Origin of the sequence: Pseudoalteromonas sp. Ps84H-4, from assembly GCF_024124645.1 — a bacterium.
Taxonomy (GTDB): domain Bacteria; phylum Pseudomonadota; class Gammaproteobacteria; order Enterobacterales; family Alteromonadaceae; genus Pseudoalteromonas; species Pseudoalteromonas lipolytica_C.
On the sequence record NZ_JAMXSK010000007.1, the window covers coordinates 111,558 to 126,194 of the forward strand.

The 14,637-nt window shown below is 41.3% G+C and carries 15 protein-coding genes; 8 read left to right on the top strand and 7 right to left on the bottom strand.

Going from position 1 to position 14,637, the window contains the following annotated elements; translation table 11 throughout:
* Positions 1-226: 226 nt before the first annotated feature.
* Both NH454_RS08740 and NH454_RS08745 read left to right on the top strand, forming a co-directional pair.
* Entirely contained in the window at positions 227-2,596 is a 2,370-nt protein-coding gene (locus NH454_RS08740) for a TonB-dependent receptor (protein WP_253038771.1), read from the top strand.
* A gap of 119 nt (positions 2,597-2,715) precedes the next feature.
* Positions 2,716-3,624: an alpha/beta hydrolase gene (locus NH454_RS08745; protein WP_253038772.1), complete on the top strand. Its 909-nt coding sequence runs from the start codon at positions 2,716-2,718 to the stop codon at positions 3,622-3,624.
* Between the two features lie 76 nt (positions 3,625-3,700).
* Here the strand turns inward: NH454_RS08745 and NH454_RS08750 are convergent, their stop codons facing one another.
* The gene (locus NH454_RS08750) at positions 3,701-5,068 is read right to left on the bottom strand and encodes an alkaline phosphatase PhoX (protein WP_253038773.1); all 1,368 of its coding nucleotides are present in this window, start codon (positions 5,066-5,068) and stop codon (positions 3,701-3,703) included.
* Positions 5,069-5,378: 310 nt separating this feature from the next.
* The gene (locus NH454_RS08755) at positions 5,379-5,828 is read right to left on the bottom strand and encodes an Lrp/AsnC family transcriptional regulator (RefSeq protein WP_138556612.1); all 450 of its coding nucleotides are present in this window, start codon (positions 5,826-5,828) and stop codon (positions 5,379-5,381) included.
* 98 nt (positions 5,829-5,926) lie between these two features.
* On the opposite strand from NH454_RS08755, the gene NH454_RS08760 reads away from it, so the two are divergent.
* The 5 genes from NH454_RS08760 to dps all read left to right on the top strand — a co-directional run bounded on the left by NH454_RS08760 (position 5,927) and on the right by dps (position 10,147).
* The gene (locus NH454_RS08760) at positions 5,927-6,517 is read left to right on the top strand and encodes a LysE family translocator (protein ID WP_253038774.1); all 591 of its coding nucleotides are present in this window, start codon (positions 5,927-5,929) and stop codon (positions 6,515-6,517) included.
* A 122-nt stretch (positions 6,518-6,639) separates the two neighbouring features.
* The gene (locus tag NH454_RS08765) at positions 6,640-7,776 is read left to right on the top strand and encodes a GGDEF domain-containing protein (RefSeq protein WP_253038775.1); all 1,137 of its coding nucleotides are present in this window, start codon (positions 6,640-6,642) and stop codon (positions 7,774-7,776) included.
* 223 nt (positions 7,777-7,999) lie between these two features.
* Positions 8,000-8,905 carry a substrate-binding domain-containing protein gene (locus NH454_RS08770; protein ID WP_253038776.1) on the top strand — a complete coding sequence of 302 codons (906 nt, stop codon included), beginning with the start codon at positions 8,000-8,002 and terminating at the stop codon, positions 8,903-8,905.
* A 79-nt stretch (positions 8,906-8,984) separates the two neighbouring features.
* On the top strand, positions 8,985-9,404 hold the full coding sequence (locus NH454_RS08775) for a CBS domain-containing protein (protein ID WP_054551886.1): 420 nt from the start codon (positions 8,985-8,987) through the stop codon (positions 9,402-9,404).
* Positions 9,405-9,628: 224 nt separating this feature from the next.
* On the top strand, positions 9,629-10,147 hold the full coding sequence (gene dps / locus NH454_RS08780; protein WP_135925754.1) for a DNA starvation/stationary phase protection protein Dps: 519 nt from the start codon (positions 9,629-9,631) through the stop codon (positions 10,145-10,147).
* Positions 10,148-10,207: 60 nt separating this feature from the next.
* Here dps and corA read toward each other — a convergent pair whose 3' ends face one another.
* From corA to NH454_RS08800, 4 genes are all read right to left on the bottom strand, one after another.
* On the bottom strand, positions 10,208-11,164 hold the full coding sequence (gene corA / locus NH454_RS08785; RefSeq protein WP_135925755.1) for a magnesium/cobalt transporter CorA: 957 nt from the start codon (positions 11,162-11,164) through the stop codon (positions 10,208-10,210).
* Positions 11,165-11,280: 116 nt separating this feature from the next.
* Positions 11,281-12,513, bottom strand: coding sequence for a serine hydrolase domain-containing protein (locus NH454_RS08790; RefSeq protein ID WP_253038777.1), 1,233 nt, complete (start codon positions 12,511-12,513; stop codon positions 11,281-11,283).
* A gap of 28 nt (positions 12,514-12,541) precedes the next feature.
* Positions 12,542-13,156, bottom strand: a complete 615-nt coding sequence (locus tag NH454_RS08795) for a hypothetical protein (protein ID WP_253038778.1) — start codon at positions 13,154-13,156, stop codon at positions 12,542-12,544.
* Positions 13,157-13,187: 31 nt separating this feature from the next.
* Positions 13,188-13,400, bottom strand: coding sequence for a helix-turn-helix transcriptional regulator (locus NH454_RS08800; RefSeq protein WP_130050899.1), 213 nt, complete (start codon positions 13,398-13,400; stop codon positions 13,188-13,190).
* A gap of 229 nt (positions 13,401-13,629) precedes the next feature.
* On the opposite strand from NH454_RS08800, the gene NH454_RS08805 reads away from it, so the two are divergent.
* Entirely contained in the window at positions 13,630-14,280 is a 651-nt protein-coding gene (locus tag NH454_RS08805) for a tellurite resistance TerB family protein (protein WP_253038779.1), read from the top strand.
* A gap of 45 nt (positions 14,281-14,325) precedes the next feature.
* Here the strand turns inward: NH454_RS08805 and NH454_RS08810 are convergent, their stop codons facing one another.
* Positions 14,326-14,574: a hypothetical protein gene (locus NH454_RS08810; protein ID WP_135925759.1), complete on the bottom strand. Its 249-nt coding sequence runs from the start codon at positions 14,572-14,574 to the stop codon at positions 14,326-14,328.
* Positions 14,575-14,637 lie beyond the last annotated feature (63 nt).

Genomic DNA, 14,637 nt, shown 5'->3' on the forward strand with positions numbered 1-14,637 from the left:
TAAAACAATATACCTCAATAACCTCTGCTAAGAGTATTTAATCTACAGCTCATTTGTAACACCGCATTAATTAGCTAAGAACCAAAACAACTCAACTAAAAATATTATTTAATGAGTTAAAACCCAAAAACCTAAATACGAATAATTATTGATTGTATTTTTAATTTCTGTACTATACGCACCGTTCCTCAAAAGGAAAATCAACATAAAGAACTGGAAACCTACAATGAAATCAATAAAACCAAGCTTACTGGCACTTGCCATAGCAACACATTTTTCAGCCTTTGCTGATGACGCTAAGCCTAAACAAGATATGGAACGTTTAGTGATTACTGCAACAGGCTTTGAGCAAAAAGTTACCGAAGCACCTGCAAGTATTTCAATTATCACCAATGAAGATATTAAGTCTCATTCCTTCACCTCAGTGCTTGATGCTGTTCAGTATTTAGAAGGTATCGACATTGGTACAACTCGTGATAAAACCGGCCAAGGCAGTGTGAGTATGCGTGGTTTAACAGGTGAATACACCCTGTTACTCATTGATGGTAAACGCCAAAATAACCACGGCGATATTTATCCAAACAATTTTGGTGGCAACGCGTTTAACCACGTACCACCAGTTGATGCCATTGAGCGTGTTGAAGTTATTCGCGGCCCTGCATCAACGCTTTATGGTGCAGATGCACTGGGTGGTGTAATCAATATCATCACTAAAAAGCACACTGATAGCTGGAGCGGTGCTGTTTCATTTAGCCGTTCATTACAACAAAACGATGATTTTGGTGATGACATTACCACTGACTTTAGTGTGATGGGCCCGCTTATCAAAGACGTTTTAAGTTTAGGTGTACGCGGCAGTGTTTACGAGCAACAAGCATCATCGCCAACATTTGAGCCAGCAACCGATCCTAATGGTGTTGTACATGTTCGTTCATTAGGCTTTGGGAGTGGTGGTCGTACCGTTGATAACACCAACGAGCAGTATGGCTTTACGTTAACTTATACCCCGTTTGAGTCTCATCATTTACGTTTTGATTATGATAACTCAAGCCAAGTTTACGACAACACGCCAAGCTACGACATTGAATCAGGCACCATTACTTACCCTCTTGGCACTAAAGATAATATTGAATCAATTTGGCAAGACCGCCGCGGCCAAGTAAACCCGCGTGCAGGTTATGCAGCAGACCAAGAGTTTGATCGTGAATGGTGGTCAATCAGCTACGATGGCGAGCTCGACTGGGCAACGGTGAAGGCCTCGGTTTCTTATGTTGATACACAAAATAATGGCCGTACTTTACCGCTAAGTGTAAGCGAGCGATTGAAGCTGCAAGCGATGTACGATGGTACTGGCGAATACGAAGGAATGGACGAGCAAGCACGTAAAGACTTAGCTGAAGAAACTTTCCTACCGCGCCCTGCTCGCCCACTAGAAAGCAGCCAGTATACCTATGACTTACGCTTTGATATTCCTATCACAGGCAGCTTTGGTAGCCATAATCTAGCAATTGGTGGTCAGTTAATTGATGGCGAGTTAAAAGACGGTGTATTTGGTCTTGAAAGTGACCAAGCAGGTAAAGTACAAGAGCAAAACATGTACTCAATCTTTGCCGAAGATAACTGGATGGCAACCGACAACTTTACCTTCACATTAGGCGCTCGTTACGATGATCATGATGTATTTGGTAGCCAAGTATCACCTCGTGTTTACGGTGTATATAACCTCTCTGACACTTGGACCCTAAAAGGCGGTGTGAGTACAGGTTATAAAACACCACAAACCACTGATCTTTACGACGGTATCACCGGATTTGGTGGTCAGGGCACAAGCCCATTTGCGGGTAACCCAGATTTAGAACCAGAAACCAGTGTGAACTCAGAAATCGCCCTTTACTGGACTTCGCTTGATGGCGATCACAACATTAATGTGACTTACTACAACACCAAGTTTGAAGACAAAATTGCCCGCGGCGACACTATTTTAAGCTGTGAACAAACTAACGATGTGCGCCCTTGTGTGAACTTAGGTCAGTACGATCAGCTTGGCTACGATAGCTACAGCCAAAAAATCAATATCGACGAAGTAGATCTACAAGGTGTTGAAATTGCAGGACAATATACTATCACCAAAACAGTATCGATTAACGGTAACTACACCTGGACTGATAGCGAACAAAAGAGTGGCCCAGAACAAGGTCAGCCATTAACGAACTCAGCTGAGCACATGGCAAACCTTACCTTAAACTGGAAAGCGACTGACTTTATAAACCTATACCTACAAGGTGTATATCGTTCAGACCGTTACCGCGGCTGGGATAACGTGCACGACAAAGCGCTGTACTACAAAAATTACAACCTACTTAATTTAGGTGCGCAGTTTTATGTAAATGAGTACGTGCAAATCAATGCCCGCGTAAACAACCTATTAGACGAAGATTTCACCTCGTATAGCACTAGCTATACCGACCTAAATGGCGATGGTGAGTATGAATACCTAACAGGCCGCGGTGTAGTTAGCGAAGTTACATTCACAGACGACTACAACGTTAAGGATAAAGGCCGTAACTTCTGGATTGGCGTTACCGCTTACTTCTAATAAAACTCCCTGACAATAGACAGCATGTAGCCATATGCTGTCTATTCTTCTTTCTGTCACTAAACTGCCAACTTCACACACTAAGCTGATGATACCTGCGTAAGCTTATTTGTCAGTCTATGGAACATATCCTTACAGCCAGTGGTATCAGTATTAGTTATCAAGATGAAGGCGATAAAAATGCGCCGGTGATCATTTTAATTATTGGCTTAGGTGCTCAATTTACCGTTTGGCCAGAGTCGCTTTATTTTGGCTTGGTCGAAAAAGGCTTTAGGGTTATTCGTTTTGATAATCGTGATGCAGGGCTATCTTCATCATTAGATGAATTAGGCAAGCCGAGTCTTGTAAAGCATTGGCTTAGCCGCCGATTACCCATTCGCACAAAGCTGCCCTATTCGCTCGATGACATGGCTCGCGATGTAAAAGAATTAATGGATGCACTGGCTATCAAAAAAGCGCACTTAGTGGGGGCTTCGATGGGAGGCATGATTGCGCAAATTACCGCGGCAAAGTATAAAAAACGTGTACTGAGCTTAACTTCAATTATGTCGAGCAGCTCGCCGTTATCGTTTTCGGGTTCAAACATTAACCTGTTGGTAAAGCTCGCTAAAATACGCCCCCGCAGCAGTAGTAAAGAAGCTGCGATTGATTACAATGTTCGGCTGAACCAACTCATTGGCAGCCCGGCCTACCCACAAGATGAACACGCTTTATATGCCAATGCTGAGCGCTATATTGAGCGTGCCCACACGAATCAAACTGGCTTTAAACGTCAGCTTGCAGCCATTGCCGCAACGCCCTATCGCGAGCAACTTTTAAAGAAGATTAAAGCCCCAACGTTAGTGATTCACGGCAGTGCTGATCCTGTTATGCCACTGTCTGCGGGCATCAACACCGCTCTGTTAATAAAGCGCAGTAAGTTAAAAGTTGTGCCCGGAATGGGCCATGATTTTCCACCCGCTTTAATGAAAAAAATGACTAAATGGATTGCCAAGCATGCTAATAAAGTGAACTGTAAGAATAATTAGAATTCATGGCTATGCGGACCAACTATATTAACAGCTTCCAGTAAATTGAGGCACTCATATAAGAGTGCCTACAGAATTAAACACTAAACTGGTGCCATGGGCCTGTTATAGCTAGCGTTTTAGAAGGTGAGTAAACATTTACAAACAAGGTACTTCCATCCGGTGAAAAACAGGCACCTGCCAGCTCAGTTTGCGCAACCAAACGGGCAAAATTATAAACTTGGCCTTGAGGTGTAACACCACGAAGATGGTTATCAACCACATCGGTGTATTGGTCTTCACAGACAATTAAATGCCCATTAGGTGACACGGTTAAGTTATCGCCAAAGTTGTAGAGGGTTTTACTGGTACTTTCTACAAACAACGAGATTTTACCGGGTTGCTGTGCTTCTTTATCGGTGCCTTCAAATTCTGATGGTTGATATTTCATAACCTGACCAAGTTGTTTTTTACCACCATTGGTACAGCAAAAATAAAGCTCTTTATCACCCCAATGAATACCTTCACCGCGAGCAAACAGTGCCGCGCCTTGCTTGTATCCACGTAATCGTAAGTCGTCTTTTGGGCTTTCTGGGTTATCTAGATTTACCCACTCAACCTCAAGCTCTTGATGTAGCCTCATGGCTTTATTGTTCCAGTTCCGGCTATCGAATTGTGGCTGACCTTTTACCACCATAGCCTGTAGTTGCCCGCCTTTTTGCAGCTTGCCATACTCTTTTGGAATAAAGCGATAAAAGACGCTATCACCCTTGTCTTCAGTTAAATAAACAATGCCTGTGCGCGGATCAACGGCAGCCGCTTCGTGGTTAAATCGACCCATGGCTTTTAACGGCTCAGGTTTAATTAAGCCTTTGCTACTTGCGGGTACTTCAAAAATATAACCATGGTCTTGGTTAAATCCATCGGCTTTAGTATCGGTGGTTTCTTCGCACGTAAGCCAGGTGCCCCATGGCGTGATACCGCCAGAACAGTTACGAATAGTGCCGACCAATGACAAGTACTCTTGCTCTTTTTGATGGGTTTTTAGGTTATAAATGATATGACTTGTGCCACCGGGTAACGCCACCCCGTCACTGTTAGTATCAAAAGCCAGGGGCGTTTTATGGTTAGCAATACTTGCTTCAGCTTTCGTTAAATCTTTTGGTTTTAGCTCATGGTTTCGCACTAATGCAACACGGTCATTACCAAGTGCAAGGCAGCCCATGCCATCGGCTTTATCAGGTACCGTAAAGCCATCAGACATTTTCTCACCTAAACTTGAAACGACTTGATAACTGAAGCCCTCAGGTAAATCGAGCAACTTATCTGGATCGGGAATTAACGGGCCAAAGCCGACAGCCGTTGTTTTTAAATCACCTAATGACACCTTTCCTATGGCACTTTTTGATAATCCTAAAAAGGCTAACGTGCCCGCCCCTACTAAAAAATCTCGACGTGAAACCATACTAACTCCAAGCTAAACCCAAGTTTATCATACAAATAAAATGGCATTATAAAGCAAAGAAACGATAAAAAGTTACATTATCACAATCTTCACGAAATTGTCATAAAGCTTGATTTTAGTGATTGAACCCGTGCAGCATTAAAAAATATTGATTTAGAGTTTGCGTAAAACGTGCTTTCTAGACGGCGCTTGCATTTAACACACGTTTTGATGCAAATTCAGTAACTGAGGCATGGCTATGTATCTGCTTACTGCTGCCTATGTGTTTTTATAAATCAGTAATAACAACTAAAAAGCTTAAACTCTGTCGTTATGCACGTTCATCTTTAGGTGATTCCATTACTACATGCGTTGTAATGGTGCGTACTTGTGGGATAGAGCCGAGCACATCAGCATGAAACGCTTTATAAGACTTAAGATCTGCCGTCTCGACTCTCAGCAAATATTCAAACGAGCCAGTTACATTGTGGCACTCTTTTACTTCATCAATAAACTCAAGGGCTTGCTCGAATGCTCGCTGAGATACTGTTGAGTGCTCATTTAAGCCAACCCCAACATAAGCGATAAATCCTAGGCCCACAGCCTGATTATTAATAACCGCCCGATACCCCGCAATAACCCCAAGTTTTTCTAATTCTTGCACTCTACGAAGGCATGCCGATGGCGATAAACCCACTTTATCTGCCAGCTCCGCATTGGCAATTCGACCATTGCGTTTAAGCTCATGCAATATTCTATCGTTAATCTTATCTTTTTTCATTTTATGTTGTGAACTTTGAATACATATAACAACATTAAGCGCAAAAATTGCGCTTAATTCAACTTATAATTGCATAAAATTAAAGTGGAGAGATAGCAATGAGTTTTGAAATTTTAACAGCCCTGGCGTTATTTGCCTTGGTGTCATCAATTACTCCTGGACCGAATAACTTAATGTTGATGAGCTCAGGTGCCAACTTTGGCTTTAAAAGAACCACACCACACTTACTTGGCGTGACGCTTGGCTTTATGTTGATGCTGGTTCTAGTGGGCCTTGGCATCATGCAACTATTTGATTTATTTCCACCAAGCTACTTGATATTAAAAGTGTTTTGTATTGCTTATTTACTCTATCTGGCGTTTAAAATTGCCACAAGTAGCGCTCAACAAAAAGCCAATAGTGAAAGTAAGCCGTTTACCTTTATTCAGGCTGCACTTTTTCAATGGGTGAACCCAAAAGCATGGGCAATGGCATTAAGCGCAGTAAGCTTGTATGCCCCAGACAAAAACCTCACCTCTGTGTTAGTAGTAAGCCTCGTATTTGGTTTAATTAACCTGCCATGCGTCAGCTCGTGGACTCTACTTGGCGACAAGCTTCAACACTGGCTTGCCAGCCCAAAGCGCTTAAAAGCATTTAACTACTTAATGGCAATACTATTAATCGCTTCAGTGATGTTTAGTTTGTTTTAAATGAGCAAGATTTGCTAGGAAGTATTACGTACATAGCCTTTGGCAGTCGTATTTTAAGATTTTAAGATGAGAAATTTACCCTGTGCTAAGATTTATTTATCTAGATCTTTTCAGTGCGATTCATGGCTAGTAACGTAGAGAATTACTTTTACCACGGCTTTTTCGTCTTCTTACTTATTACGGTAGTAACCTGCTCCATTATAGCTACGCGCCTGATGCGCAGTAGTTTTAATAACCGCTCAATTTACCTATTTAATCTATTCTTTTACCTCGGTGTAATTGGCTTTGCATGGCTTTGGATCCAAGATCTATTCAACCTTGCGCCGAGCTTTCGCTCTGGTGTGGTGATTTATATGATCTCCATGACATTGCTGCAATTATCTATTTATAACCACGACGAACCCTGTCGATTTAATAAGATAATTATTGCTCATGGGGCTATTTTTTCTGTATTTGCCATCCTTACTCAAAATATTAACCAACTGGCCTTAGTCGAAGCTTGTTATACATTAAGCGTGCTACCTGCACTGATTTACTACACAACAAAGCGTGCTGTATGTGAGAAAAATATAGGCAATACTGTGTTGTCGATGGCGCAATGTATCTTACTGTTAGTGCCCATTTCACAACTGAGTATCATTACCCATGAGCACAACTTAGCAACCCTTTATTCACTTACTGTAATTGCCCATGCAACCGTATTTGTTATGACAGGTCTTGGACTCATCACGACACTATTAGTTGACGAAAAGAAACGTTATTTGGAGCTGTCTTTAAAGGATCCGCTTACCGGACTTTATAACCGCCGCGGACTGCAATTTATTATCGAACAACAGCAATTATTCAGCCCGAACCAAACTTCTAGCCTTTATGCCTGCGTTGTTGATATTGATTACTTCAAGCAAATTAATGATAGATACGGTCACGATGGCGGTGATCTAGTACTCGAAGTGTTCTCTGATTTAATGAAACACCATTTAAAAAAAGAAGACTTATGTTGCCGCCTTGGTGGTGAAGAATTCTTACTGCTATTCTTTGCAGCCGACATCAGCTCAGCAAGACAATTTTTAGACAGTCTTCGTAAAACCATTGAAGCCAGTCAAATAGCTTTTCAAGAGCATCGTATATCGGTTACCGCTAGTTTTGGATTAACTAACTGGCAAGTAAATGACAGCTTTGAAAGCTTAGTGAACCGCGCAGACAAAGCGGTTTATAAAGCGAAAAATAATGGCCGTAATCGAGTCGAAATCAACACCTAAAACCAGAATAAAGAACCAAATATACTAAATAGACAAATGCTTTTGTATTAATCTTGTAAATTCAAACTCTACCACTATAATTAGTGCGTGCTTATACTTAAATTGCAATATGTAGTGCTATGTCTTTAAAAGTATTATTAAATTTTAAATTAAACTGGTTGTTTATTTGTGCCAGCTTATGGCTTTTTGCCCTGCCGATTCAGGCTAAATATGTTGTGCTGTTGTGGGTAAAACCAAAAACGATAGCTTCTATCAGCAAGCCTTTAAAGGGTGTGAGCAATTTGCAAAACAGCATCTCGATTTTGAATGTATTTACGATGGCCCTAAAGACTTTCAAGATATCCGCACGCAAGTATTAGTGATCACCGACCTCGTGCGCAGAAACAACATTAGTGGTTTATTAATCGCTACTACAGACTCTAATTACCTTGTTGAACGCGCTTTAAAAAAGCTTAAAGACAATAATATTCCTGTAATTACCTTTGACTCTGATTTGCTCGAAGATGATCAGCAGTATCGTTTAGCCTATGTGGGTACTAATAATTTTGATTATGGTGTGGCTTTAGGGAACGAACTAAAAAAATTCACTGACAAAGAAATTAACCAAGTCTGTATTCAATCTGGACATTCCACAACACCTAATTTGAACAAACGCATTGAAGGTGTTCGTTATGCGTTATCAGGGCAAAAAGATAAACGCTTAACTGGTGAAAATGGCTGGAGCGAGTTTGACCGCTGCCCTTTATATAGTTTAGGAAAACGTGAAGTATCACTGGGTCAGCTCGACAAACTACTTAATATTGAAAACCCACCACTATTTTTAGCTGTAGCAGGTTTTGCCCAATTTAATCCTAACTACGCAAAAGTGATTGCTAAACAGAAACAACGTATTGCCAGTAAAGAGGTGGTCATTGTTTCTGCCGATACAGAACAAATGCAATTAGAAGTATTAAAACAAGGATTATCATCGGCTAATATTGGTCAAAATCCATTTGAAATGGGACGCCTGTCTGCCGAATTGATGTATCAATACCTAACAAAAGGTGAGCGACCAGCTAAGTCTCACTACTATCTAGACTTTCATTATTGTCAGCAAAGTAATGCAGGTACATGCACAGTTAATCACTAAAACTTTGATCTCACTAAAGTGCAATTAACTCGATAAGCGCTAGACTTACCACAGCTTGATTAATTGTAAGGATTTAGCCATGACACACCTAGTTAGTGATTTAATGACGCCAGACCCATTCGCCATTAGCGCGCAAAATACCCTGCATGACGCGCATAATCTAATGAAAGAGAAAAATGTCCGCCATATTCCAGTGATCAATGAGCACGGTGGTTTAGTTGGCATGTTAACGCAAAAAATCATGATTGCTCAGGTAATGAATATCATGGCGAATTACAGCGCCAGCGCCCTTGAACGCAAAGAAAAGCAAACTAAAGTGGTTGATATTATGGCCACTGATTTTACCAGTATCTCGCCAGAGCAGCCGCTACACGAAGTTGCTAAGTTTTTTGTTGAAAATCGTCATGGCTGCATGCCTGTGGTTGATAAAGATAACAACTTAGTGGGAATTCTAACCTCATCTGACTTTGTTCGTTTAGCGGCGGCATTACTTTCTTAAGTCGTAAATTTGTATCTGCACACTGAATTTTTTACAGAAGGTGTGCAGAGTTTTCATACTCATACCTCATCACAACCACTCCACCTCAAAACAAAACAAAATTAACCCTTTAAATTCAATTGGTTACTAAAATACCATTTTAGGCACAACGTTTGCTTCTACCTAATCAAGCGCGCTTTTAAACTAAAAGCGAAAGGAAATTTATAGATAATCTCGGAGGAGTAATGAGTAATTCATCATCAAAAATCGCAGAATTTACAGCACCCGGTGTTAAAGACCAAGCTGCAGCTGACACGATTGCAATTTTAGACCAGCGTATGGTCGCTTTAATCGATTTACACCTCACTTTAAAACACATTCACTGGAATGTTGTTGGTCCTAACTTCATTGGTGTACACGAAATGCTAGACCCACAAGTAAGCGCAGTGCAAGAGATGACTGATACGATTGCAGAGCGAATTGCAACCATGGGCGGCGTACCTGTTGGCACACCGCAATCAATTGTTGATCGTCGCACTTGGCAAGACTACTCAATTGGCAAAGGCTTAGTCACTGACCATCTAACAGCGCTTGATAAAGTGTATAACGGCGTTAATAAAGATCACCGTGCAGCTATCGAAAAGCTTGCTGAGTTAGACCCAGTTTCTGAAGATATGATCACCGGCCAACTGGCTGATCTAGAACAATTCCAATGGTTTGTTCGTGCGCATATCGAATCGTCTACTGGCGAATTGAAAGGCTAAAACCGCAAAGTCTATCCGAAGACCCCTTGCCCAGCATTTGCTGGGCTTTTTTATGCTTTGCTACAGCCAACCTTTATGTTTAAAGAACAAATAAGGTGCAAAGCCAGACAGCAACATGATGCCAATTGCAAACGGGTAACCCCATGCCCATTGCAGTTCAGGCATGCTGTTAAAATTCATGCCATAAATACTGGCAACGACGGTCGGAGGTAAAAACACCACAGAGGCAATTGAGAAGGTTTTAATAATTTGGTTTTGTTCGATATTAATAAAACCCTGAGTCGAGTCCATTAAGAAATTCACCTTATCAAACAAAAATGTACAGTGAGACATAAGGGTATCAATATCGAGTACAATTTCACGTAGTGACTCGCGGTCTTCAGTTGGTGCACCTAAATGACGCAGTAAAAACGAAATATTTCGGCGCGTATCCATCAAACATAATCGCACCTTACCGTTGTTATCTTCAAGGCGCGAGATCCGGCTGACGGCTTCTTCTAAATCTGAGTCGTCCTCTTCAAGTACATAGGCACTGAGTTTTTCTAACTGGTGATGCATATCTTCAAGCATATCAGCGTGGTTTTCGACTTTTTGGTCAAACAGAGTCACTAAAAGTTGCTTTGGATTATCACACGCCACTTGCCCTTTACGAGCGCGAAGTCGTAATAAACGAAAATCGGCTAATTCATCATCGCGGATTGTCAGCAAACAGTTGTCTTTTAACAAACAAGCCACGGTCACCGTATTAAAGCGTCCTTCATTTGGTGACATAAAAAGCGCATGCACATGTAGGCCTTCGTGGTCGATAAAACAACGGGAAGATGCCTCGATTTCTTCGACATCATCAGCGCCGGGTAAGGTGATATTAAGGGTGCTTGCTAGCGCTTGTCGCTCTTCTTCAGTCGGATTTATGGTGTCAATCCAGTGGGCATTTTTAATAGAAGTAACAAGAGGCGTATCTGCAGCTGGCTCAGTTTCTGTGATCACACCTTGGTCTATAGAAAAAAATCGTAACATTTGCCCTACCCTGATAAATCAATTTAAAACAAATACTATAGCTGTTCACGTTAATGAACAATGACAATGCAACGAATTAAAAGGTAAAGTAGAAAATAATTAAGACCTTACATCATTTACTTATTTCGTTTTTTGAAACGCACAATAATCATACCTATGAAGATGACGCCAAGGCCTATTAAGCAAGGTACAAAAGCGCTTTGCAGGGCAACATCAAACGCTAAAAAGTCGGGGTATCCGGTTTGCCAGAGCGTCCATTCATAACCGAGTTTTGATGCAATATGTTCACCGCCGCTGCTAAGTACGATGATTGCATCATTGTTATCGGGGTTAATGCGAAGCGTGCTATTTATTGCCGGCTCATTTGCGCCATCATGACCAAAGACAAAATCTCCCGATGCTGTTGGTGCATAAAGCATGGTACCTAGCCCCCAAATTGGTGCCCCAAAGCTAATTGCCAAAGGCGCTCGCATAGTGCTGATCATTTGTGAGCTTAACTGTCCTTTTTGAGGTGATGTTAATGCGTTAACTAAGGCTATTAAATCATGACTACTTGCCAGTAAACCTGTTGCCGCTGCCGATGCGTATTGAAAATGCCCAGCAGCTTGCCCGCTTTTATCATAAGCAGGTGCGATGTTGTCCAACTCAGTTAGTACATCGTAACTGGCATCAGTCATGTTAACTGACTTAAAGACGTTATCATTCATCCAAGTTGCAAAGTGTTGATTGGTTTTCTCTTCTACCAGCAACTCTAGCATCAAATAGCCGCCCCCAGAATACTGAAAGTCGCCCACAGGCTTGGTGACTTTAATTTCACGCACACCCGTTGATGATAGCGGCTTGTTTAGCGACTCAAGCAAGCTTGGTACGGTTTCATTTAGCTCAATATCAGCAAAGCCTAAACCATCACCAAGCCCCGCAGTATGAGATAACAGATGAGCAAGGCTAACAGTTTGATTATCAAACTCTGATTCAGGTAACTGCCAGCCCGTCAGTTGCTCATTAATCGCGCGATCTAAACGAATTTGTTGTTGCTCAGCCAGAGTCATCACGCCATAGGCGGTAATAAATTTACTCAGTGATGCCACGGGGAACAGAGTATTGGCGGTTATTTCATCTTTGCTTTTTGAGTAATCTTGAAAAACCACTTGGCCATTTTCAATCAAAACATAAGCGATGTTTGCGTGTTTGTTGGCAATCAGCGCCTGACTGTTGGCAATAAATTGCTCAGTGTTGCCCGTTTCGGCGATGGGTTTTAAAAACCAACCACTAACACCACCATACACACAGGTTGCAGCCCAAACAGATGACAAAAATAGTGTTAACAAAATTGTTTTAAACCAGCTCATACTCTATCCCTTGTATTACAAAGCGACCTTAAACTACTTCGATTTGTTCAGGTTTTTTGATAAAGAACACCATTAAAATTAATAATGCTGCTGGGAATAAGAACACATTCAAATAAGCAAAAATAACCGTTAGCTGTAAGATGCACATCAGTAACAGTAGAATAGAAAACACCGTTAGCAACGACGACATTCCATGGCGTTTTGTTAGTAATAACGCGGCGGTGATCAAACCCACTAGCGCATACAAGCCTAAACTCCCAGCCGAGACCACCATGGCAATAATTGAAATACTTTCAACAACATCGCTCGATGCTTTATCGCCAGCAACGGCAAGATAAACATCGCATAACACAGTGGCATGAAAAGCCAATACCAGCACGGCTAACACGCATAACAAGATGCGAACGCCTTCAACATCAAACATATCTTTTAGTGCCTTGCGTAAACTCAGGTACACATAGATTTCAAGTGCACCAATGAGTACAAACACAAGGTCTGAAAAGTTTAAGCTTTGCAAATCGAGCTTAAGCGCTTCGCCTAAGCCATCAAGTGTTTCGCCAAATACTGAAATCCAGTACATAGGAAAAATTATGGCAAGTAACCCCGCTGCTATGCCGGGTAGTAAATAGTCACGGTTGAGCATATGCCCTCCAAAATCCTGTTGCGTTGTAAAGTTATTCGCTATCGCGTTCGTACACCAAAATATCGCCGGGTTGGCAATTAAGTTCTTCACAAATAGCTTCAAGGGTACTAAAGCGGATCGCTTTCACTTTTCCGTTTTTTAGTAATGATAAATTGGTCATAGAAATACCAATGCGCTGAGATAGCTCCTTCAGCTGCATTTTGTTCTTTGCCAATTCTATATCTAGGTTGATTCGTATTTTCATAGCCTAAAAAGTACGCAATGGATTTATGATTGTCAAACTTTATTTTACGATTATCATAAAACAAAGAATTAAAAACATAATTAACACTTTTTATTTAACTCCGTTTTAAGACTAAAAACCCAGTTAAATCAGCAGTAGGTTCATTCATTGTTGTTTTTTGTAACACTTCTCACATTTTCTTTTCGGCGCGAATCACCTAACCTGAGAAAACACATGCAAGGAGAGAACAATGAAAGACTTACAAAAATTAGTGGGTAATTTAAATAAATCAGGTGCGCTGAGTGGTTTTTTAGGAGGTGTTGCTGGCGGCGGACTAACGAGCTTAATGGGCGGAAAAAGTAAAAAGAGCAGTAAAAAAGCCGTAAAATATGGTGCGCTTGCTGCTGTTGGTGGCCTTGCTTGGAAAGCCTATAAACAATACTCAGAACAAAAAGCGGCTCCAGTTCAGCAAACGAGTTCACGTGGTTTTGATTTTACCCCCGCTACGCTGCCTGAGCAGTCATTTACTGATGCAATCGACGATAATCACAGTGATGGGCAATTATTACTCATGCGTGCCATGATTGCTGCCGCCTATGCTGATGGCCACATTGATGAAACGGAAAGACAAAAAATTTTCGCACAAGTAGAAACAATGCAATTGTCTGTAAAAGAAAAGGCCATGCTGTTCGATGAGCTAAGAAAACCAATGCAACTATCAGAATTAGTTGCCGCTGTGCCAAACGCACAAATGGGTATTGAAGTCTATGCAGCCAGTGCCAGCGCAATTGATTTAAGCCAAGCAATCTCTAAACACTACTTAGAAACGCTGGCTAATCAATTATGTATTCCTAGAGAATTGGTAATGAGCATTCATAGAGAACTTGCCGAGTACCAATAAAAATGGGGCCTACTAGCCCCGTTTTTAGTATTAAGCCTTTGCTAATTAGTGCGGTTTTTTAGTGCCGTAACGCACCATATCTTTACCGTTTTCATACACATCATTGCTTACGTAACGACCAAGTAAAAGTTGATGTTTATCATCAAGTACCGCGATAAATGGGCGGCCATCACTATTGTTGGTTGCAAGGGCTACACCGGTTACATTCTCAAGCCCTAAACCGCCATTTTCAACTAGGCGTAAAAACGTTTCTAATTCGTCTAATGTTTCAATTACATCGTTATCGTTAATCATCTCAAATACTCAGTGATTGCTAATGGGCGTAGCATAGCAGGATTAAAAATAAGGTGCGAACCA